The sequence below is a fragment of the Oculatella sp. FACHB-28 genome, from assembly GCF_014696015.1.
Classification (GTDB): domain Bacteria; phylum Cyanobacteriota; class Cyanobacteriia; order Elainellales; family Elainellaceae; genus JAAUTN01.
Genome location: NZ_JACJPJ010000099.1, coordinates 114126 through 136265 on the forward strand (window position 1 = coordinate 114126; position 22140 = coordinate 136265).

At 44.7% G+C, this 22140-nt stretch carries 21 protein-coding genes; 6 read left to right on the top strand and 15 right to left on the bottom strand.

Going from position 1 to position 22140, the window contains the following annotated elements; all coding sequences use genetic code 11:
- Positions 1-17 precede the first annotated feature (17 nt).
- Both gatC and H6F88_RS28545 read right to left on the bottom strand, forming a co-directional pair.
- Positions 18-308: an Asp-tRNA(Asn)/Glu-tRNA(Gln) amidotransferase subunit GatC gene (gene gatC / locus H6F88_RS28540; RefSeq protein ID WP_190646193.1), complete on the bottom strand. Its 291-nt coding sequence runs from the start codon at positions 306-308 to the stop codon at positions 18-20.
- Between the two features lie 12 nt (positions 309-320).
- A complete protein-coding gene (locus tag H6F88_RS28545) occupies positions 321-842 on the bottom strand; it encodes a photosystem I assembly protein Ycf3 (protein WP_190646194.1) in 522 nt (173 codons plus the stop codon).
- Positions 843-887: 45 nt separating this feature from the next.
- Here H6F88_RS28545 and H6F88_RS34215 point away from each other — a divergent pair, with 45 nt between their 5' ends.
- The 3 genes from H6F88_RS34215 (at position 888) to H6F88_RS28555 (ending at position 3239) form a co-directional block, all read left to right on the top strand.
- On the top strand, positions 888-1013 hold the full coding sequence (locus H6F88_RS34215; protein WP_277882245.1) for a hypothetical protein: 126 nt from the start codon (positions 888-890) through the stop codon (positions 1011-1013).
- 443 nt (positions 1014-1456) lie between these two features.
- A complete protein-coding gene (locus H6F88_RS28550) occupies positions 1457-1810 on the top strand; it encodes a hypothetical protein (RefSeq protein ID WP_190646195.1) in 354 nt (117 codons plus the stop codon).
- A gap of 97 nt (positions 1811-1907) precedes the next feature.
- On the top strand, positions 1908-3239 hold the full coding sequence (locus tag H6F88_RS28555; RefSeq protein WP_190646196.1) for a hypothetical protein: 1332 nt from the start codon (positions 1908-1910) through the stop codon (positions 3237-3239).
- 91 nt (positions 3240-3330) lie between these two features.
- Here the strand turns inward: H6F88_RS28555 and H6F88_RS28560 are convergent, their stop codons facing one another.
- Positions 3331-4533 carry a SpoIID/LytB domain-containing protein gene (locus H6F88_RS28560; RefSeq protein ID WP_190646197.1) on the bottom strand — a complete coding sequence of 401 codons (1203 nt, stop codon included), beginning with the start codon at positions 4531-4533 and terminating at the stop codon, positions 3331-3333.
- 61 nt (positions 4534-4594) lie between these two features.
- Between H6F88_RS28560 and H6F88_RS28565 the strand changes: the two genes are divergently transcribed.
- Both H6F88_RS28565 and H6F88_RS28570 read left to right on the top strand, forming a co-directional pair.
- The gene (locus H6F88_RS28565; protein WP_190646198.1) at positions 4595-4777 is read left to right on the top strand and encodes a hypothetical protein; all 183 of its coding nucleotides are present in this window, start codon (positions 4595-4597) and stop codon (positions 4775-4777) included.
- Between the two features lie 200 nt (positions 4778-4977).
- Positions 4978-5931: a ribonuclease Z gene (locus tag H6F88_RS28570; RefSeq protein ID WP_190646199.1), complete on the top strand. Its 954-nt coding sequence runs from the start codon at positions 4978-4980 to the stop codon at positions 5929-5931.
- Positions 5932-6046: 115 nt separating this feature from the next.
- On the opposite strand, the gene H6F88_RS28575 is transcribed toward H6F88_RS28570, so the two are convergent.
- The gene (locus H6F88_RS28575) at positions 6047-6436 is read right to left on the bottom strand and encodes a hypothetical protein (RefSeq protein WP_190646200.1); all 390 of its coding nucleotides are present in this window, start codon (positions 6434-6436) and stop codon (positions 6047-6049) included.
- A 189-nt stretch (positions 6437-6625) separates the two neighbouring features.
- Here H6F88_RS28575 and queA point away from each other — a divergent pair, with 189 nt between their 5' ends.
- Positions 6626-7816, top strand: a complete 1191-nt coding sequence (gene queA, locus H6F88_RS28580; protein ID WP_190646201.1) for a tRNA preQ1(34) S-adenosylmethionine ribosyltransferase-isomerase QueA — start codon at positions 6626-6628, stop codon at positions 7814-7816.
- Positions 7817-7831: 15 nt separating this feature from the next.
- Here queA and H6F88_RS28585 read toward each other — a convergent pair whose 3' ends face one another.
- From H6F88_RS28585 to H6F88_RS28635, 11 genes are all read right to left on the bottom strand, one after another.
- Complete coding sequence (locus H6F88_RS28585; RefSeq protein ID WP_190646202.1) at positions 7832-8992, bottom strand: glycosyltransferase family 1 protein; 1161 nt, start codon at positions 8990-8992, stop codon at positions 7832-7834.
- 175 nt (positions 8993-9167) lie between these two features.
- Positions 9168-10133, bottom strand: coding sequence for a GDP-mannose 4,6-dehydratase (locus H6F88_RS28590; RefSeq protein WP_190646203.1), 966 nt, complete (start codon positions 10131-10133; stop codon positions 9168-9170).
- A 4-nt stretch (positions 10134-10137) separates the two neighbouring features.
- On the bottom strand, positions 10138-11094 hold the full coding sequence (locus tag H6F88_RS28595; RefSeq protein WP_190646204.1) for a lysylphosphatidylglycerol synthase domain-containing protein: 957 nt from the start codon (positions 11092-11094) through the stop codon (positions 10138-10140).
- Positions 11091-11855, bottom strand: a complete 765-nt coding sequence (locus tag H6F88_RS28600; RefSeq protein WP_242042468.1) for a class I SAM-dependent methyltransferase — start codon at positions 11853-11855, stop codon at positions 11091-11093. The genes H6F88_RS28595 and H6F88_RS28600 overlap by 4 nt, the downstream gene beginning before the upstream one ends.
- 23 nt (positions 11856-11878) lie before the next feature.
- Positions 11879-13957 carry a hypothetical protein gene (locus H6F88_RS28605; RefSeq protein ID WP_206756474.1) on the bottom strand — a complete coding sequence of 693 codons (2079 nt, stop codon included), beginning with the start codon at positions 13955-13957 and terminating at the stop codon, positions 11879-11881.
- Between the two features lie 233 nt (positions 13958-14190).
- Positions 14191-14955, bottom strand: a complete 765-nt coding sequence (locus H6F88_RS28610) for a class I SAM-dependent methyltransferase (RefSeq protein ID WP_190646207.1) — start codon at positions 14953-14955, stop codon at positions 14191-14193.
- Positions 14952-15941: a glycosyltransferase family 2 protein gene (locus tag H6F88_RS28615; protein ID WP_190646208.1), complete on the bottom strand. Its 990-nt coding sequence runs from the start codon at positions 15939-15941 to the stop codon at positions 14952-14954. The genes H6F88_RS28610 and H6F88_RS28615 overlap by 4 nt, the downstream gene beginning before the upstream one ends.
- A gap of 298 nt (positions 15942-16239) precedes the next feature.
- Complete coding sequence (locus tag H6F88_RS28620) at positions 16240-17475, bottom strand: glycosyltransferase family 4 protein (RefSeq protein ID WP_190646209.1); 1236 nt, start codon at positions 17473-17475, stop codon at positions 16240-16242.
- Positions 17475-18428 (bottom strand): methyltransferase domain-containing protein, encoded by a 954-nt coding sequence (locus H6F88_RS28625; RefSeq protein ID WP_190646210.1) that lies wholly within the window; start codon positions 18426-18428, stop codon positions 17475-17477. Before H6F88_RS28625 ends, H6F88_RS28620 begins: the two co-directional genes overlap by 1 nt.
- Positions 18425-20755 carry a glycosyltransferase family 4 protein gene (locus tag H6F88_RS28630; protein ID WP_190646211.1) on the bottom strand — a complete coding sequence of 777 codons (2331 nt, stop codon included), beginning with the start codon at positions 20753-20755 and terminating at the stop codon, positions 18425-18427. The genes H6F88_RS28625 and H6F88_RS28630 overlap by 4 nt, the downstream gene beginning before the upstream one ends.
- Positions 20752-22137, bottom strand: coding sequence for a class I SAM-dependent methyltransferase (locus tag H6F88_RS28635; protein WP_190646212.1), 1386 nt, complete (start codon positions 22135-22137; stop codon positions 20752-20754). The genes H6F88_RS28630 and H6F88_RS28635 overlap by 4 nt, the downstream gene beginning before the upstream one ends.
- Between the last annotated feature and the right edge of the window lie 3 nt (positions 22138-22140).

Below are 22140 nucleotides of genomic sequence, written 5' to 3' on the forward strand. Positions count from 1 at the left end.
TTTGCACTAGCTGGGTTTTACTCAGCATTGACAATTTTCGGCACTTTGAAGAACTCACCATCCCGATCAGGGGCACTTTCGAGAATAATCTCTCGGTCTTCACAAGGCTGTAGCTGATCAGGGCGAGAGACATTGCTCATATCGATCGCCCGTGTGGTTGGTGCCACTTCACTCGTATCTAGCTCACTCAGTTGCTCAAAATATTCCAAAATATCGCTGAGCTGTCCAGTAAACTGAGTTTCCTCTTCAGAAGTTAGATTCAGTCGGGCTAAATGGGCGACTTTTTGAACTTGTTCGCGGTCAATCATGCTTTATCCTTACTAAAAATACACGTCCATTTTTGACCGCCCAGTGGTTTTCAGCCAGTTTTGAGCTTCGATGTAGTTGTTGGGAGCCATTCGGATGGCGCGCTGCCAATATTCAGCAGCCTGATCATAATATTCTTCGGCCGCTTCAGAGTTGCCTGCTTCTTCCTGGCGTTCGCCCAGATAGTGATAAATTACCGCAACGTTGTTGAGAGCCTGAGGCATTCGGGGGTTTAGCTCCAGTGCTTCCCTGTAGTGTCCTAGCGCTCGCTCGTGCTCGCCGTTGCTGGCATGAATCAGTCCTACGTTATAGAGAATGTAGCTGCGGTCGTAGGGGTCTTCTTCAAGCCCCAATGCTTCTTCGTAGTTTGCCAGTGCTTCGGCATATTCACCATCTGCTTGGGCGGACATGCCGTCTCGGTAATAGGCAAAAGCTTCTTTCGCGCTTTTGCTGGCTGGCAGAACTTTAAGAATCAGGTCTGCCATGACCGTAAAGCTTTTATCAATGAAATTGTCGTTTCGTTGAGATCTGGGCATAGCTGCTTGTGATAGGAGAACTAACTGCTTAGAGTAGCTGATTTATTGTTTAGAGTAGCTGATTTATATGAGGCGATCGCCCACTTACCAACTAACTTAATGCTGAGCCTGACCGGTCAAATTCCAATACTAGACGGTTGTGATACTAGACGGTTGTGGGCGATCGCGTGACTGTCATCACTCAACTTGTCTAACCAGGTCACGTCTACCCTCTATAGGAGTCACTCTAATTCTAAGAAATTGTCACACCTTTTCCCCAGGACGATCACCAACGGTTTCATGCAAGTCCCACATACTATTCTCAAGTCCAACAACGTTCTAGCCATTGAGATAGAGTCTCTGCTAAGCGAACTACCTCTCCAAATTGATGCCGGGCTGAACGACGATGCTTAAGATCCAGTTCTGGGGTGCAGCAGTTGAGTTTGAGCGGGTGCTGCGAATTAGTTTGAAATCAAAAGTTCCTGCGACGTACAGTAGCTGCGCTGCTAGAGAGTAGTCAGCTGTTGATGGGTTGGATGTTCCTGAAAAATAACCTTCACGGGTGTTCCGTCACACATTGAGGCAGGTAAAACTGCCCCTCACCATTTTGTAGAACTACGGAGCTAATCGTGATAATGTCCGACTCAAAACAGCAGTTTTCAAACAGTTTTTTAAACAACGAATTAAACAATAACTTTGCAAAAAGCAACTCTGCCAAAGAGAATCCTGCCAAGCTGAAACCGCAGAAGCCTTCCAGCTCACTTCTAGACGGTGTAGCTGTTTTTCCAGACGGCTCGGTGATGTGGGTGCCAGACAGCGATGTGATGGGGAATGATGGCAGATCATGCGAGGTAGCGTTACCCTACTTGAACCATCGACCCGACCAAAGCTATTTTCAAAACCGCAATTACCACCCATCTGCTGCTGTTGCCTTGATTAAACGAATTATCAAACAGCAAATCCTATCGTTTCAACGAGTACCGCGCTAGCCGATGAATTAAATTGGATCAACCTGCTACGGGGTAGATTGGAAAATCTGAATCCTATACTGGAGGTATACCCCGTAGTTTTCACCGAGAAATTGGCATGGCTCTAAACCCTATCGTCATGCAGGCGATTGAGAAGCTAGATTATCGCGTCACTACTGGCGACGTAGCCTCTCAGTCAGGCTTGGACATTAAGCTGGCCGAGCAAGATCTGCTGGCGCTAGCATCTGAAGCCGGAGGACATCTTCAAGTCTCAGACTCAGGAGAAATTGCCTATCTCTTCCCCCGTAACTTTAGAGGGGTCTTACGAAACAAATACTTAAGGCTGCGCCTACAGGAATGGTGGAACAAGATCTGGAAGATTTTGTTTTACCTGATCCGCATTTCCTTTGGCATTCTGCTAATCGCATCGCTGGTCTTGATTGCAGTCTCGATCTTTGTTCTGATCACTGCGACGAACGCTAGCCGAGAGGGCGGTGACGAGCGTCGAGATAGCGGCGGTGGTGGATTCATCTTCCTTCCCCGGTTTTGGTTTGGGCCTGACTTATTCTGGATTTTTTACCCCGACTATTACGACCGCCGGTCATATTATCGCCAGCGTCAGACCACTTCTCGTCGGGGGATTGAGCCAAACAATGAGATGAATTTTTTGGAAGCGGTTTTCTCCTTCCTGTTTGGTGATGGCAATCCCAACGCTGACCTGGATGAACGCCGCTGGCAGTCGATCGCCACAGTCATTCGTAATAATAGTGGTGCTGTCGCTGCCGAACAGGTTGCGCCTTACCTGGATGACCTGGGCACTGGCTACAACCGAGAATACGAAGATTACATGTTGCCTGTGCTGAGCCGCTTCAACGGTCGCCCAGAGGTTAGCCCGGATGGACAAATCGTCTACCACTTCCCAGAGCTACAGGTGACTGCAAAACAAAATCGCAGTAAATCGGTAGCGGCTTACCTAAAGGAATCTCTGTGGAAATTTAGTCATGCCAGTTCAGGGCAGGTGGCGATCGCCATCGGTTTGGGTGTTGCCAACCTGGCTGGAGCGATATTTTTGGGAACCCTGCTTACCGATCCGGCGCTCATAGCCGAGATTGGCGGACTGATTGCCTTTGTTGATGTCATTTACCCGCTACTGCTAGCCTATGGCATCGCCTTTATCGGAATCCCGCTAATCCGCTACTTTTGGGTTAAATGGCGAAACCAAAAAGTTGAAGCTCGCAACCGCCAGCGCCAAGAGCACGCCATGCTGCTAAGTCAGGCAACCCCTGAACTCCAAAGCAAAATCGCTTATGCCAAACAGTTTGCTGCTGAAACCGTGATCAGTGCTGATAACCTGGCATACACCACTGAGCAAGACCTACTTGAGCAGGAAGCCTCTAACCCTGACAAAGTTGACGCCGAGTGGCGGCGCAGGTTAGAGCAAGGCTTTTAAGAGTCCCAGAGCCATCGTACAGATCAAAAGAAAGCAGTGAGGACAGGGCTTAAGCCCTGTCCTCACTGCTTTCTCTTAACTGAATAACCAGTTAGCGAACCTCGATCTGAGACAAAATTGCGCCCGTGTAGTAATGGCGAACAATTTGCTGATAGTTTTGTCCCTGCATCGCCATACCGTAAGCTCCCCACTGGCTCATGCCGACTCCATGACCAAAGCCACCGCCGACGACCTGGAAGCTAACTGGACGAGAAGGCACAGTTTCGCCCGCGCTGGCGACCGGCTCAAACTGCGGTGTAATTGCGAATAAAGTACTTTTCAGTCCTAAAGCGCGGCGAATTTCATCGCCTGTCATAATGCGGCTTCCTGACTCCCCAACAACTCGCATTCTTCTGACGCGACCACCAGGACGAGTATATTCCTCTGGAGTAAAGGAAACGATATTGCCTACGCCGGAAATCCGTTGCTGTAAGTCGGATGCGGAGAAGTTTTCAACCCATTGTCTGTCAGGAGAATATTGATCAAAGTCAGGAACGCCGCGCAGATAAGCCAGTGGACTGACCCAAACCTGCTCCACATCTTCAGTGTGTCCACCTGATGAAGAGTGAAAAACGGCATTGATGATTTGCCCGTTGTAGGTCAGCACCTGACCCTGAGTTTGGTCTACAGCAGTTTGGGTGCTAGCTGTTTCTTCGCCTAAGCCGCCATAGACCTGCCAAGCTTGAGTGTCACCGACATCAAACACCTCGTTGGCACCCGTCTGACGCTGGAAAAGCGCATAGGATCTGGCAGCAACCGCCTGTGCCTTGAGCGACTCAATGGGCCAACTAGTGGGCATTTCAGCGCCAACGACGCTGTAAAGGTAATGTTCTAAATCGACGTAATTGACGGCTGTCAGCCCATTTCCTGTAGGGACAACTAGGGTGCGTCCGCGATACCATTTGTCGCCAATCCAGACGGCTCCGCCTTCACTGGGTTCGATCCAGATTTGGCTTGACTGCCAATCGTCGATCGCCACTCTCCCTGCCTCGGACTCAGCTACCTTCGCATTCATCGCTGGAATGTTTGCTAAGACTTGACCTGAGCCGTCACGTACGACAGCATCTGTTGAGCTGCCGACTTGCACCTGAGACACCCCTTGCTCAACAGCAACGCGCATTTCTAAGCGCTGAGCATAGGCGGGAGCGATCGCCACCAACCACAGCAGCAGCGAAAACCACCAGGAGTGTTTAGTAAAACGAGTGAATTGCTGAAGCCGAAACCAGCGAGATTTGGCATAGCATCCAGATGTCATAACTTGCGGACTCCTAACACTGAGATAAAGATAAGTTTGCAGTGGACTCAGGGATTCACAAATGACAGGGGAAGATTGGCATGAAGCAATAACCCTGCCCAATATAGACCAATTTGAACCGAATTTAGACCGTGATTTAGATCAAATTCTAGTCACTTTTGAAACTCATACCAATCCAACGAATCGTCGCAATACCTGTAGTGCGAGCGTTTTGCCTGTAATCTTTGTCCGGCATGGGCTGTAACTGTTTGCATCATTCATCACTCAGTTACAACTAACCGGAATTCCCTTGAATTCTTGAATTTGAGGCTCTAACTGCGGCTGAATGTTCCGGTATTTTTGAATCTAGGAAGTTCACAGCGATGAATTTGCATCCTATGTCACTATAGATTTGTGCAGAAGATTCGTGCAAAGCATTTGTGCCAAAAATCAGGTTGACCCATCTTGCAGATAACTTTTCTAGGAACTAGTTCGGGTGTGCCGACGCGATCGCGCAACGTTTCCAGCATTGCTCTGCGACTGCCGCAACGAGCAGAAACCTGGCTATTTGACTGTGGCGAAGGCACTCAGCACCAAATTCTCCGTAGTGATGTCAAGATTAGCCAAATTACTCGCATTTTTGTCACTCACATGCACGGGGACCACATCTACGGCTTGATGGGGCTGCTGGCAAGCTGTGGGTTGGCGGGTAATCCAACCCGGATTGATGTTTACGGACCACCTCACCTGAATGAGTATCTGCGAGCTTGTGGGCGCTATTCTCAGACCCATTTTTCCTATCCGGTAAAAGTCCACACCGTACAGCCCGGAGTTGTATTTGAGGATGAGGAATTTACCGTAAGCTGTAGCCCTTTGACGCATCGGGTACCTGCTTTTGGCTATCGCGTTTCGGAAAAAGATAAAGCAGGACGATTTGATGTAGAGCAAGCTGCTGCGTTAGGCATTCCTTCAGGTCCACTATATGGCAAGCTCAAGCGAGGGGAGGTGATTACCTTAGCAGATGGGCGCAAAATTAATGGGGCTGATCTATGTGGCGAAACCCAGATTGGACGTAAGTTTGTCTATTGCACTGATACGATCTTCTGTGAAAATTCGGTAGAGCTAGCGCAAGATGCAGATGTGCTGGTGCATGAAGCGACGTTTGCCCATCAGGATGCTGAATTAGCTTACCAGCGGCTTCATTCTACTTCCACCATGGCGGCTCAGGTGGCTCTTGCAGCGGGAGCCAAGAAGCTGATTATGACTCACTTTAGCCCGCGCTATGCACCGGGAAATGCGATCGCCCTCACTGATCTGCTGTCTGAAGCTCAGGCAATCTTTCCCCATACGCTCATGGCTCATGACTTTTTCACTTATGATATTCCTCGTCGCCAAGCCGAAACATTGGCAGCGGTTTAGTTATTGCACCTGATTTAATCGACTTTAAACAACTTAGAACAGAAATAACCTAAAAAAGGAGCGCAGCATTGCTGCGCTCCTGGTAATTCAGATTAGGCTGTAAGTGGTTGCCAGCTTAAGCCAAAGTTTCTGGACAGTAGCCGAGTCCATGAACGAATTGCTTGCGAAATTCCTCAATTTCGTCGCGATCAGGATTGCCATGAGAGACAACAGCGACCTGGTAGCGATGCATCACGTCAATTGGAGACTGTCCTGTTTCTAGTCCCCAAAGAGCCATTTTCACGCGAATTTCAGGCTCATAGGGAATACCCAGTTCGTTTAGGAAAGCGCGGAAATCCCCGTGCTGCTGTGCATCCAGGTTGTGAGTGAGTTTTACCTTAACTACCCAGCCGTCAATCTGGTGGATCACAGTCATGAAACGGACTGGAAGCCAGGGTGAAGTGTGGAGGTGTTCGACAACTCTCAACGTCAGGCTGGCATTTGCAAGGTAATAGAGATATTCCATAAGGTTTGGATGTCCGGGCAAATGCTACATCTATATTCTGAATGGAATTACGGATAACCAATAGGGGAATAATCCCCGACCTGGAGTAGGGAGGTTCACCCAAGCTGACGAAGCGGAAGACTAAAAGCAAACTGAAAACAGGGCAGGCTTTACCGTAGATACTAAATTTCAAGCAGAATTTCAAGCAGAATGATGAGCAAGATAACGGACGAACAAAACTGGAAGCGATCGCCCTCCATTCCTCTCGATCAATCAGATTGGCTGTTGGCTGCATATGATTACCAGTTACCCGAGCAGCAAATTGCTCAAAATCCTGTCGTTCCTAGAGACAGTGCCCGATTGCTTGTCGTTTCGTCAACTGCCACGCACCAGCACAGTATCTTTCGAGATTTACCGAATTTGCTCCAACCCGGCGACCTCTTGGTACTCAACAACACCCGCGTAATTCCCGCTCGTCTCTACGGGCGTAAGCCAGGAGGCGCTGAGGTCGAGGTTTTACTGTTAGAAGAACAGCAGCCCAATCGTTGGTTAGCCCTCGTCAAACCTGGTAGACGGCTCAAACCAGGGGCACAAATTCTGTTTGGAGGATTGGAGGAAAGCGCTGTTCAACCCGGTCTGCCAGTTCAACCCGATCTACCAGTTCAGCCCGATCTATTAGTCCAGTCCGGTCTACCATTAGCTGCCGAGATCCTGTCAACTGATGAGCCAACTGGTGGACGAATTATTCAATTTAACCTACCGGAAGGACAGTCTCTTTACGAAGTGCTAGAGCAGCTGGGCCAAGTGCCTTTGCCGCCCTACATTACTGGATCTGAAGCTGATCCAGAGCAATACCAGACGGTGTATAGCGATCGCCCCGGTGCCGTTGCTGCCCCTACCGCAGGGCTACACTTCACGCCAGAATTGCTCGCTCAACTCAAAGCAAAAGGAATTGACCAGGCATTTATCACCCTGCACGTTGGGGTAGGAACTTTCCGCCCAGTGGAAACAGACAACATCACTACCCATCAGATGCATGGAGAGTGGGTAGAAGTTCCCCCCGAAACGGTGGAAAAAATTCGCCAAACCCAAGCTCAAGGGGGACGTATCTTTGCAGTCGGTACCACCGTTACCCGTGCTCTAGAAGGTGCAGCTCAGGCAGGAACGCTTCAGCCTTATCGCGGCAAGGTTGACCTCTTTATTTACCCTGGCTACCAGTGGCGAGTGGTGCAAGGGCTAATCACCAATTTCCATTTGCCTAAGTCCAGCTTACTGATGCTGGTCAGCGCTTTGATTGGGCGAAAGCGACTGCTAGCGCTCTATCAAGAGGCGATCGCCCAAAATTACCGCTTCTACTCATTTGGAGATGCAATGCTGATTCTGCCTGAAGCCTCGATCTAAGGCAACACCAGGGATTTATACCAGAAGCGAACGATAAGCTCTGAGGGTTTCATGAGCAGTTCTCTCCCAGGAATATAGCTTTGCTTGCTCTTTGCCTTTGCGAATCAGTTCTTGACGTAGGGTGCGATCGCCCACGACGCGCAAGATGGCATTAGCTATGTCTGCAACATCGTTTGGATCAACTAAAAGCGCCGCATCTCCTGCAACTTCCGGCAGCGATGACGTATTAGAAGTTATAACGGGAGCTTCTAACGTCATAGCTTCTAATACCGGCAGACCAAATCCCTCGTAGTGGGATGGATATACAAAAACATCTGCTTTTGAATAAAACAAGGCAACCAACTCATCAGACAAATAGTTGAGATGATGGATGCAGTGGTTCCAGGGCGATCGCTCAATCTCTGCAAAAATCGGTTTATAGTGCCAACCTTTTTGCCCAATTAAAATTAAGTGATGCTCGATTTTGTGTTTCTGCTTAAGTAGATTGAATGCCTTAATCAAAACGTTAATATTCTTCCTAGGCTCAATCGTGCTAACAAAAAGAATATAAGGTTTTGAAAAGTCATAGCTAACAGAATGAGTAAGCTGTTCAGCCACTTCTTTGGATAGGTAATTTGTGTGATAACGACTTGCTAGGGGAGTAACTTGAATCCGGCTAGAGCTAACATTCAAATGCTCAACAATATCCTGCTTGGAACTTTCCGAAATTGTCAAAACTAGATCAGTCCATCTAAGACATTGCTGAATACGTGAGGCATAGCTTCTGACAATTGCGTTGACATAGTTTGGGTACTTGATAAATGTCAGATCATAAATGCTCATTACCCTCAAACTCTTTTGGCACGGATATACAGCGTAATTAGTGCCATGAACAATATCCGGTAGCTCAAAAGATTGCTCAAAATAAGGCAAAAGTGGATTTGGAACGGTTGCTAATAGATTAAGAACTCTAACAGGCAACGGTAGCAAATGAAGATTAGAATATTGCTGAATTGAATCGGGGAATTTAAGATTTCCGCGAAGCCAATTCTTGAGACTTGGCTGGTAAGCAATTCCTAACTGAAAGTTTTCTTGGTCCTGTAATGCATGAAGTGCCTGAATCAGATTGGCGACATAAAAGCCAACACCACTAGGTTTTGGAAGCAGCGGAGTCGCATCAACTACAACTTTTAACATCAAATATATACTTTGAGTACACCGATCACCTTGCTACTAGTACAGGCATAGACAATGATTTAAGTGCTATCTCGCTTATTTCCGCGCACTTCTAGTCTAATTTCTGCTTAGAAATGAAACCCGAAGAACCTATTTCTGAGTTTCATTTCTGAGCAAATCTCTTTCTATTTCACAGCTAGCCGTCACTCAATTGCTTGAGGTCGTAATCAACCATCAATTCGACTAATTGCTCAAAAGAGTGACCAGGCTTCCAACCCAAACTTTTCTGAATCTTATCAGTAGAACCGACTAACTGCACTGCTTCATCAGGGCGATAAAAAGCAGGATCAACAGAGACATAATCCTGCCAGTTCAAGCCGACACAATTAAACGCACATTCAACTAGCTCTTTGACAGAACGAGCTTCGCCGCTAGCGATAATGTAATCGTCAGGTTGCTCTTGTTGCAGCATCAACCACATTGCATATACCGCGTCTTTGGCATAACACCAATCTCGACGGGCATCTAGATTTCCTAATTTCAACTCGTTGTCCAGACCCAGCTTAATTCTGGCAGCTCCATTAGTAATCTTGCGAAACACAAATTCTGTTCCCCGTCGGGGGGAATCATGGGTATAAGTGATCCCGCAGCAGGCATAGAGGTTGTACTGTTGACGGTAGTTGATCGTCATCCAGTGGGCATAGGCTTTGGCAACACCATAAGGGTTGCGAGGCCGAAAGGCAGTACGCTCATTTTGAGGAGATTCGTCAGGTTGTCCAAAGACTTCACTACTAGAGGCTTGGTAAAGTCTGGCATCAGGTTTACCGCGACGAATCGCTTCTAAAAGTCGAGAAACCCCGATCGCCGTATACTCGGCTGTGAGGGCGGGTTGTGTCCAAGAAATTGGGACATAGCTCTGGGAAGCAAGATTATAAATCTCATCCGGTTGGGCGCTGGCGATCGCATCCATCAAAGAAAACTGATCTAGAAGGTCACCCGAAACAATTTGAATTCGATCAGAAAGATGACCAATCCGCCCAACATTACCAGAACTGGATCGACGCACCAACCCGTACACCTCATAGCCTTTCTCTAACAAAAGTTCAGCGAGATAAGAACCGTCTTGTCCAGTTAATCCGGTGATTAAGGCTTTCTTTGTCATGGGGTTATCTTAGAGATTTCAAATTTTGAGTTTGACTGAGATAGTAGGCTAGACCAAATGCAACCAGGTCTCCTAAACTCGTTAGCACCCTTAGCATGAGCGATAAACCTAACGCTAATCCTTCTCCCAATACTGGAGAATACAACGTAACCAGGATCGCTTCTCTAACACCTATACCTCCTGGGGCACCCGGAGTCACAAAGCCGGCTACCCAGGCTATCGAAAAACTCCAAACAAATTGGTACCATGATATTCCAGCTTCTACTTGCCAAATTAAGTTTAATAGAAGCCAAACAACACTTCCAAATATAAGAAATATTGAAATGTAGAGAAGCCCTGATACACCAATACGTCCTACGTGAATGTAGGGCAAGCGTTTTTTAATCCAATTTTTGGCAGATGTCCAAACAGGTTTGGAAACAACAAATACAGTGGTAATTGCCAGTCCAATTACTGCCAATACAGCAATGACTAAGGCGATCGGTGCAACAAGATTTCTTGTGTAAAAGTCTATTTTAATATCTGGGAAAAACTGCTTACTGAATAGCAACCCAGCTGCCGATATGATGAGGCCCATCCCAAAGATCATGACAGTTTCCATGCTGGTGCTGAGAAGAGTCGCTTCAGCAGAAACTCCATATCGGCGACCTAAAGCGACCCGCCCCGCATAGTGCCAAATATTTCCAGGTAAGTATCTGCCAATCTGGGATTGAGCCATAATCACGTAAGCTTGTCTAACCGTCAAATAGACATTACCTCCTCTAATTAAGAGGCTCCAAGCCAAACTTAAAATCGCAACTGTACCAGCACAAAGAAGCGTAGATATAACTAACGCTAGAACGGCTTGGTAAGTAAATTCAAAGCCAGGAATATCTTTCAAGTTAACTACCAGGTTTCTCAGAAGAAAAAACAGTGATAGTCCAACTACTAGATAACCAACTAGGTAAACAGCTTTTTTCACTTAGCTTGAAGCTTATTTCGTACTTCCACCGATTTAAAGATTAAAGTAGTCTGACCTGGATAAGGTAAAGAGGGCGTTAATCCGCGAGTTTCGATCATAGGATAATTCAGTTGTTCAATAACTCTGCGGTAGCGCTTTCTACCGCTATTGTCAAATACAATACACCCAGTTTCTTTAAGACGTGGCAAAGCCTGTTCTAGGCACCGCTCCCGACAGCGACCATCAATGATGATTAAGTCAAACAGACCATCTACAGCGTCAAGATGTTTGACATAATTCCTGAAGCTCATACCCTGCATATCCGAGCGACTTGACGTGAAAGGTTCTGGTGATTTGTTTGGAACCGGAACCTCCAAAAAGCCCTTGGCGTTTGCTAGTCCAGCAGTGTAGCGATCAAGGCTCTTTTTGTACACAGCATCATGCTCAAGAAAATATACCGTACCAGCACGTTGAGCCAACCAGAGCGTGCTTGCTCCAGCCCCGTATTCAAATACGCGTGCTTGCGGCACATTTGCTAGAAAACGTTCAACCAAATCAATGGACGAGAAAGTCCACCAGGGCACACCCAGACGAATCATATCGTCCATATCATAAATCGCAAACAAGCTACGAAGCCAGAACAGGGTGCGGTTGTTCTTACGAGCTTCTAATACTCCTAACAAACCTATGCTTTTAGCAAGGCTACGTAATCCTCTAAGGAGCAGGACGTAGCCTTGCTTAACTGCTGTTGCTATTCCTGAGACAAGATTATTAGCTGGCATATCTGACACTAACTCTGAACCTCCTACAAAGGACTGCTGACATTGTCCAAGCGCAGCTCATGTATTCCAAGACCAAGTACACGTCCATCACTAGAAAGATCTAGTTCGGCAGGAGATTTGGCATTAGGAATCTTAAAAACAATCTCTAGGGGATTTTGCTTGGCAACTAGATCCGCTGGAATAACAGCTTTTCGCTCACCACCTGCACTCTCCCCATAAACAAACTCCCATTGGTCAACCTGCTCTCCATTGACAATCACTTCTACATCAAGCTCGGGATGCTCCTCGTTAACAAAAGCCTGAGCGATAGCTGAAAGCTCTACCGTATTAGAAGTTGGTGAACCGTCAACTTGCATAACCAACCGGGCATCTTTCCCAAGGGTCCAGGTTCCCCAGTCCTCTGGCTTAGCCCAGCCTAACGAGTAGAAGACCATAGGATGGGCATTTGCAGAAAAACTGATTGTGTCTCCAAGTTTGTAAGGCTCAGCTAGGTAGGGCGGGTTGGCAACATCCGAATCGGGTAGGAAGAAAGTTGCATATCGCTCATTTTCGCTAATCAAAGGTTCTTGTTGCAGCAGGTTTGATAGATCTTGAATGACCGTTTCTGCACGATCTTCAAAACCAAGTCTATTAATATAGATTGCTGAAAAACCAAAGTTTTGTAGCCTTTGAACTAGCTCAGTCGGAGAACGCTCTGCCAAATCCATATTCCAGTAATATCCTTGCCGTCCTCTAGCAGAGCCATAGCTCCATCTCAAACTAGACGTATGAAAGTACGCTTTTAGGTGCTCATAATCCGTCATTTTGTTAATGGGTCCGCGTTCTGGGTAGAAGGCGTAAGGCATCTGATAAACAGCAGCATTGTCAGGCAACCGCTCTTCTAGCAAGCCAAAGTATTGTCTGTCGTGCTCATAATTCTCTTGAATCGCATCGTACTTAGGAATTAACTTTGGAGAAGTCTGATCCAGAAGACTAATGAAGAAAATAACGGTCAGAAATATATTGATAAAAAACTTTCTTTTTGGCTTAAAGCTACGTCTAGCAACATCTAGGACTATGCAAAGCGCGAATATGGAGAGGAATGCTATGTAGACCGATATTCGATTTGTAGCTCGGATTTTAGGCTCTACAAAAAAGGCAAAAATTGCGCTAAAGCCAGCGAAAGTCGCATATGAGAAGGCAACTATGTTGAGCGCACTCAGTGAAGCTAAAATTGATGAGGCAGAGATGTTTCGGAAGTACGTGGATTCGAGTTTCTCTACTCTAGAGAAAATAACAAAGAATAGGAGAAACAAAAATCCCATTGCTCCCCAAAGACCAAGATATGAGGTTTTGTTTTCATTAGTGTGCAAAAAGGTATCATCAAACCTATCTTTTACATCAGCAATTTCGTCAACCCTGTGCTTAAAGTGAGGCAAGAGAAGTTGAGATAACCTGACTGAATAGAGCTCTACTTCTGTAATAGAACGTTTGGCAACGCTAGCATTAACGCCATGAACCGCTTGATATTGAAGTCTGGGTATTTGTTCGACTGTAAAGGCACTTGCGATCGAAAACCAAATAAAAAGAGCTATAAGGATTGCCCGGAAATTTTTGGTTTTCAAGAATCCAGACAGACCAGCAGCGGGTGTAAGGACAGCCATAAAGAAGCCGTTATATGGCATTTGAAGCGAAGTAAGAAATGATATCAGAAATGCAGCTAGAAGATATTTCTTAGAAATCTTGCCATCCTTAAAAAATAAACCTAAAGCTGTCCAAAGCAAAACCATTACGGACAGCGGTATCATGTAATAGGCTGCATTTGAAAAATGTGGTATTCCTCGATAAAAGGGGTAGGGAAGAAATGCAAAGAGAATTGAGCCGTAGAAAGCAATAAAGTTAGATAATTTAAAGTGCTTCATGACAAATAAAGCACTTAAGGCGCAGAGTATAAATGATAGTAAATAATATAAATTGAGAACTGTAGCGTAGTCTTTGGTGAAGATCAAAAAGACCTTCATGATTAAGTAATTGAGAGAATCAAATCTTGGAAAATCGAGCCTGTTGTAGCTAAAGGGAGCACCAAGAGATGGATTATGAAAAAGCCATCCCGTGTCTATCATGGTTCTTACTTCATTGCCTTTATATAGAGCGTCACCAGCATAGTTAAATGGGACTGATAGTGTTGAATTGCCCAAATCTAGAAAAATGAATAATAAGACACAAGAGGAAACCAAAGTGGCTAGATATATTGCCACCTCGGTGCGAGAGTTGAAGAAGTACTGAGATATCTTAACTCTATCAAGCTTTATTCTCATAACCGTAGAGCCTAAACCATTAAAGGTATTTTGAACTGCTAATTACTAACTTTCTGGGCTAAACAAAATACTGATAAGCCAAACGGAAATATCGGCTTTCCCTCTATTATTTTGGTTTCAACCAATAGGAAATTCCCAAAAGCTGAGTCAACCCAACCTGGAACAGTAGAGCTTTCTTTCTTAAGCTCAGTGAATCCTTTTCTAGATGGAAGGATGCTTTTGGTCAATCGTTTGACAAGACGAATTGCTGCAGCAAGTAGAAACAACACGCTGTTGAAATAACCGCTTTTAAGAACAGTCAGTTCGGCAGGAAGAATGCGATTAAAGGTTCTTTGTGTATAGCGCCTGTAATGTCCTAGAGCAATATCGTGGTCTGAAAATAGCCACTGATAGGCGGGTACTGTTGTAATTAGGTAACCACCTGGTTTCAGGCGATCGACGAGCCATTTAATAGCAGTTTTATCGTCTTCAATGTGTTCTACAACATCCAAAGCACAAATGATGTCGTAGCTTTTGTTTAAGTTGAAGGGAATAGGGGTGCTATAAATTCGATTGATATTGGGAATGTCTTTTAACGCAGCAAGACCAATATCACTAACCTCAACGACCTCTACCTGACCAAATTCTTGTAAGGTTGGTATGTTTTGACCTACCCCTGCCCCCACTTCCAAAATATCGAGGGACTTTGTAGTTCCAGTGGTTCTGCTCGCTTCTTCAAGCAAAGTACGAAGCAGGCTGCGACGACCACGCTTTAACCAATTTTCACTCTCTGCTTGATACTGCTTGAAAACGTCCGGTTTCATAAATAGCTCTTCTCCTTATTGTAAGCAGTGGAAATGTCACTGCTATCGGCTATGAGCAGATGCGTTGGTTGCGATGGACTACAGTTTAAAACTAGCTCTGCCAACATTCCCAGAGAGAGCAATTGTGCCGACAGAATCTCTAACATAATTCCAAGTAGAAGCAGTGGTCGTCCTCCGATCGCCTCACTGGTAAAGACCCACACTCCTGTGAGATAGCTTAAGATTAGGAAACCAGCCATACCGCTAATTAGTCCTACTCCCCCAAACAGATGTCCTGGGCGACGACCGTATCGCGTAATAGTTAGCACTGTTAGCAGGTCAAGGAAGCCACGTGCATACCTTTCTAAACCGTATTTAGACTTTCCTGCGGCTCGGGGGTGATGAAGAACAGGAATCTCACCTACTCTGTAACCTAGGTTGTGAGCTAGCAAAGGAATGTAGCGGTGCAGCTCGCCGTACAGGGAAATGTTTTGGTAGACTTCTTTTCGTGCTGCCTTAAAACCACAGTTAAAATCCCGCAGTTTTACATCACTGACTAAACAAATAGCTGTATTGAAAATTTTTGAAGGGAGCGTTTTGGATAAAGGGTCTTTGCGATTTCTTTTCCAACCAGAAACTAGATCATATCCCTCTTTCAGCTTCTCTAAGAATCGCGGTATCTCTTTAGGGTCATCCTGTAAGTCTGCATCCATTGTGATCAGGATGTCACCCCTTGCCATGCTAGCTCCTATTGATAGGGCAGCAGCTTTACCAAAGTTACGACGTAGTCGAAAGCAGCGTACCCATGACTCCTTTGCAGCAAGACTCTGAAGGATAGCCCACGAACGATCAGTACTACCGTCATCAATAAAGATCACTTCAAATTTTTGGTCAGGAATTTGCTCTGTGACATTTACGATGCGATCGAGCAAAGCTTCTAATGTTTGCTCTTCGTTAAAAGCGGGAACAACAATGCTAATATCAGGGATTTGCGTAAGTATAGTCACTGGGTTTACGTGCTATTTGTTACAAAATAAAACAGCCTGGACGAGTTGGTGACGGTTGCTGAATTTATTCAACTTTAGATTGTGTCATGTTCTTTGAGCTTAATCTCAAGATGCTACCTTAAAGTTTTACTATTCGCGCCATTCCTCTGCTTCTACCAAGGCTTCAACTGATATGTGAGCTATGTTTGATGGTCTACTTGATGAACCAGAGACTTACAAAAATTGACAAAACAACAATACAGCACAACTTGGTGAATCTCAAGTTTGAATTAGAGAATTATGGAGATCATACTAAAGTTTAAATTGTTAGATTTTCTGCATTCTCAGACGTAGAAAGCTGATTGGTAGTACTTGTATGGTCAGAAAACGTATGGTCAGAAAACAGACTTAGATATAGTCTCTGAATCTCAGACCAAACATAGTTAGCTTCTACAAAGGATTTCCCCTGTGCTCCTAGTAGTCTTCTAACTCGATGGTTCATCGTTTCTACCGCTACTTGAAATTCGTTGACATTGTTGTACCAGAGACCGCCCTGAGACCTTTGACATTGACCCAGCAACACATCACATTTGCCATTTACCAAAACGGGCTTTCCTACTGCCCAAGCTTCTAGTAACACGATAGAAAGACTTTCATAGGGTGAAGGCATCACTAATATGTCGCAAGCTGCTAGAGCATCCCATTTTGTCTGTTCATCTACGAAACCAAGCGCTACGATATCTGGATGTTTGGGGATTGGCATGGTTGGTTTGCCTAACAGAACCAGTTTTCTTGACCCAGGTTCTTGTTTACGTAACGAGATGAAATAGTTAAACAGTTCTTCGCAGCCTTTGGAAGGATCAATCCTACCCATATACAGCAGAAAGGGTTCATCAATTTTGTATTGCTGTCTGAACTGGGTTGCGCCAAAAGTTTCTGGGGGTTCTACAGCTATTCCGGCGATCGCCCCCTCTAAATCAATATCTGGAAAACGAGTTTTAAGAAAGCGTTGTTCCTCCAGCGTATTGAAAATAAAACCGCGCGGCTTTTGAAAGAAGCTGTTCCACATACTCATGTAAATTGTCCATTCATCATGAGCTAATGGTTCAAGGTAAGCTTTCTCAGCAACTAGCGGCAGAACAAAATAAGTTGTTGCATACAGATAAGTAAAAAATATGAACACGTCATACTCATGTTGATGTTGTTCGACATAAGCAGTCAGATCCGGTGCCCACGGACCCTGAGAACGCATCCAGTCCTCCTGCTCCTCAATCGAAGCCGTCTCAAGGCGAGGGTAGATTTTTTTAGATAAATGATTAAACTCGTCAATATCTCGCTGTTTTTCTACCCAAAAGCGACGTATTTTGACTCCTGAAACTTCTTCTATTCCTGGTGGGTAGTAATTTTCCCAGGTGACATAATCTAATGCACAGGTTGTCAATATCTCCAAATCCCAATGCTTGGACATATACTGTGCAATTTTGAGGCAAAGGACTTCTGCGCCACCATTTACCTCCAAACCGCAACGTTGAACCACAAAAGCAACTCTAGGCATTACTCTAGCTCATCAGCAGGATAACTTCTATATAGAAAAGCGGGCTTTTTATGACCTGCCTCTCTAACATTTAAGGCTCTGACAAAGATATACTGTCCTAAATCTTGTTCTCGCTTTTTAAGCAGTGCTGAAAAGTCAGCGATCGGTGCATAACCGTTAGCGTTGTTTAAGTGTACGTCAGCCGTAAACATCGCATCAATGTCAAACCCCAAGTAGGTTAGCAAAAGATAAAGTTCGTGTTTGTTGTATTCACGATTGTGTCTGCCATAGGGTCCATAACCGGAGTAGGGATCATAGATATTTCCTCCGGCAATCATTTTGGCGACATTTTCTAATCTGCTCACATTCGGCGTGGTTAAAATTAATGCTCCGCCTGACTTCAAAATTCTCTTAATTTCTTTAAGAGCAGCAATCGGGTTAATAAGTAGGTGCTCTATAATTTCACAGAAAAAAACTACGTCGAACTCCTCATCTTGAAAAGGAAATTCCTCCTTCTCAACGTTGAATTGGCTTGATTTAAGTTTGATTGACAAATTCTCCTTTGAGCCAAGTTTTTGATACGACACTCCCTGCTCAACAGTGCTGCCTAATTCAGAGTTGAAATAGTTAGCTAAAGATAGATCTATTTGCGTAAATTCCTTTAGCAGCATTGTCGTGAAATAAGGATTTGAACCTAGCTCAAGCCCTTTTCCAATCAAATCTCTTGCTAGTCCATAGGTATAGACAAATCTGCGAAAATCATACTGGCAATAATCTGCCATTTCCTGCGGAGGTGCGTCCTCAACTAAAACAGATTTAAGAAAATCAAATAGTTCGCTTTCAGAGATACCTGTTGGCAGAGGCAATTCTGGATTAAGTGGAAAAAGTTCGTGAGGCTTAATATCTAAAGATTTTTGAGCCTTTCTACTAAACCTATCGAATAGCTTAGAGAAAGCATTGCTATAGCGAGTCATACAGATACATTTTCCATCTTCAAAATCAAATTATCTAACTTACCGTGCCCTAACTCTGTGAGAAAATCATTTCGTCGTTGGCGCTGTGCTTTGATTACTTCAGACTTTAATTCTTTATCTTTGACCAGTAGTTTTGCTAGAGCGGCTACTTGAACTAAATCATTTTTACTGTTGAAAATTAATCCTGCTGAACCCAATGTTTCAGGAACAGCACTACTTTTGTAGGCAAGAATTGGAGTATCAAACCACATCGCTTCAACAAGTGGTACACAAAATCCTTCATGCTCACTCATCGACCAAAACACGTGAGCCGTTCGGTAATAAGCTAATAGCTGCGCTTCTGTAACTAGCCCTGGGAGTAAAACATGATTCGCTAGATTTAGTTTGTCGATTAGATTGATCAGATGAAAATAGTATGGGTCAGTCAATCCGTATCCACCCAACAGAATTAAACGGGCTTCTTGATCAAACGTTAAGTAATGAGCAAACGCCGCAATCAAATCATCTTGTCGTTTATTAGGGGCAATACGACCTACAAAAAGTAAATTGGTTTTGCCATCTTGCAGCTGTCGCATTAAAGCAGCATCTGGCGGCGTATCCCATTTTTTAGGATTGACAATGATTGGTAAAACTTCTGATTCAGCAAACCCAACTTCTAGCAGTTCTTCTACGTTAAATGTAGAATCTCCAACTGATATTGGAAAATGCTGAGCTAGCTGCCTCAATTCGGTTCTACCATCCTCCAAGAGTTTAGCGACATCAGGACGATAGGGTAAGAAAAACTCTGCGGGGGTGATGTTGTGATAAACCAAACATTTAGGTTCAGAATGGGCGATCGCATACTCCGTCAGTTCTGAGCCAATCGAGTGGTGATAGATTAGCCCCGCTTGATTGTCGAGATATCTTGGGCTGAATACAGTTGCTTCATGGGCAACCTTTTGGTCAAGATAGCGAACAAAAATTTCTGAGCGGTATCCGCACTGACGGAGATAGTTGCGAATCTCGATTGCGTGATTTGAAATCGCATCCCCGTAGGCAAGATTAGGTAGTAATTGATGAATTTCCTTCAGCTTTTTAGGCTTTAGTTGAAGGGGTGAAGTAACAGCGCGCTCAGTCAAATTTAGAGCAATTTCGTAACGCTGAATAATTTTGTCCCAAGCTGCATTTTCCTCGGCGTAAGCCTGTCCCTTGATCCCATATTTCGTAAGCTGTTCTTCGCCAATCTGATCAACTTTGTCAAATAGTTCTGACCACTCTAGCTCAGTTTCTGCTAGCCAACCGCCTTGAGCTTTTTCAACGGCGATCGCCGTTGCCAAACAATTCCTATGAGCTGCTACGGGTCGTTTATAAAACCAAGCCTCCATGATCACACGAGAGTAGCTTTCATTCTGGCTAGGCTGAAATAAAGCCAGACAGTTTGCTAATAGCAACTCCTTTTCTTTTTCCTCTACTAAACCTAAGTCAATTAGATCTAGCGCTAACCCGCTGTAAGACCGATTGCCTGGACCTGCGAGGACTAACTTCAAATCAGAAGCAGGATTCTCTTGTTTGAAATGTGCAAAAGCTTTGACTAATAAATCAGTATTTTTTCCTGAATCACGGCGCCCCAGACACAGCACAAACCGCTCCTGCTTAACCGAAAAACCACCCACATGGGTAAGACTTTCATCAAAGCTGGAACCTGCTTCTATTCCTGCACCTGCAACAGAACTTTTGTGAGTAATGCCTGGACCATAAAGCTGTGTCGCTAGCTGAGCTTCTCCTTCGCTAATAAAAAGCAGCCCACGTGCTAGATGAAAGATATTAGTAACTTCAGGTAAATATGCATAGACTTCATCATGGAGACAAGGCTGTAAAAAAGCCCGATCTGCTACGATGGGCAACCCGTTTAAAACAGGTCCATAAAGATAGGGAAGAAACAGAAAAGCATGGTATTGGTCTTTATTCCGTTTCAAAAAATTTAGTAATTTGGCTGAATTTATATTCTCAGAAGCAAAGATCAGTGAATCTTCTGGGTTGACCGGATTAACTTGGGGTTTTAAGGCTGAAGACGGCAGATTTAACATTAAGCTGTTTACTCGAGCAAAAGCCTCTTCATTGCGGCGGTTGACTCGAAAACGCCGAACTTTTACGCCTTGCTCTTGCCTCACTCCGGGTCTGTAGTAGTTGGATGTCCAATTGTCTAAGAATGAGCGACAGCAGGTTGTTAGCACTTCGACCGCATGGCCCTGTGCTGCCAGTCGTGTTGCTACCTGCCAGGCTTGCTGCTCGGCTCCTCCTTTTAAGTCTTTACCAAACCAGGGAGTTACAATGCACAGAGGCTTCATGGCTTATAACCAATGACTGCGTAATCTTGAGGACCATAGAAATAATCATTGAACCGATCCGCAATCTCTGAACCGCTAACTTTGAACGAATCAGCATAAGCATTCAAGTTCATAATTTCAACGGCTTGATATCCAGCATTCTCAAGCATAAATTTAGTTAGCGGTCCAGGTAAAGGATTGAGATGAGTAGGGTCCATATAAAAGTTGTTGCTTCCTACTAGGACATTCTGGGGATTGGGAGTTTCCATAATAATTAACCCGCCCGATTTCAAAACCCTAAGTATCTCTTGAAATAAGGTGAGTAATTCTATGACTGGTAAATGTTCAATGATATGGAAACCTGTTATGGCTGACAAGCTTTGTGAAGGCAGAGACTTTAAGTAAGCTATTACATCTGCTTCAACTACCTCTAGTCCTCGTGAGCGGCATCGATCTAACATTACTCTGTTAATGTCTAGCCCTGTTGCCGTGTAGCCAGATTGCTGCAACAATTCCAACCACTCTCCTCGTCCACAGCCGATGTCTAAAATGGGAAAGTTTGCTGTATCTAACTTTGCTTGTTCTAGAAGCGGCAAATAAACTTTTAGGCGATCAGAAATGTCTTGATAGCTGCCTCGAAAATGATCTTCAAAAGCAACATAGAATGCATCCAGCAGATGCTTCCCTTCATTCTCAAAAGTCTGCAATTGCTCCTGCTCAAAGGGCTCTGGCAAACGTTTTCTTGCCTCTTCTAAAAACAGGGTGATCAGGCGCTTCTGCTGCGTTAAATCGTCCTTGATGTAGCTTTCATTTCTCACATAATATTCATTGGTGGAAGAAAGCTTTTGATCCATAGCTGTGAGACGACCATCTACTGTAGAAAAGCGCCCGTCCACAGCAGAGAATCGTTCATCTGTAGCTGCGAGATGATTATCTACTGTTGAGAACCGCTCATCCATACTGATGCTAGTATCTGCGGTTTGCCTATCTATAGAATCTACTTGGTCTGCTAGCTTGTGCAACTGAGCTTGGAGAGTTACAACCTGTTGGCTTAATCTCTGATTAAGGTCAAGAGAAACTTTGAGAGCTTGCGCTAAAGAGGAATTAACTACTCGTTGCTTTTTAAATAGAAAACCATAAACCTTAAGAGCAAGTTTTTGTAGAGGTTTGAGGATTGTAAATGGAAAACGATTAAATTTATCTGGAAACTTTGTGGGGACTTCAGAAAAAGTTTCAGCAACGCTTAATTGAGCCTCTGCGTGGCTGATACTAGCAGTGTTAATAGTGCTCAAGCTGCTAACTGCTGCCTCTATAGGATTAAAATCACGGCGTTTAGCGACTTCTTCCTGTACCTTTTGCATTAAAACATTTACGTCAATTTTAGAATTATTAGCTTCAATCATACT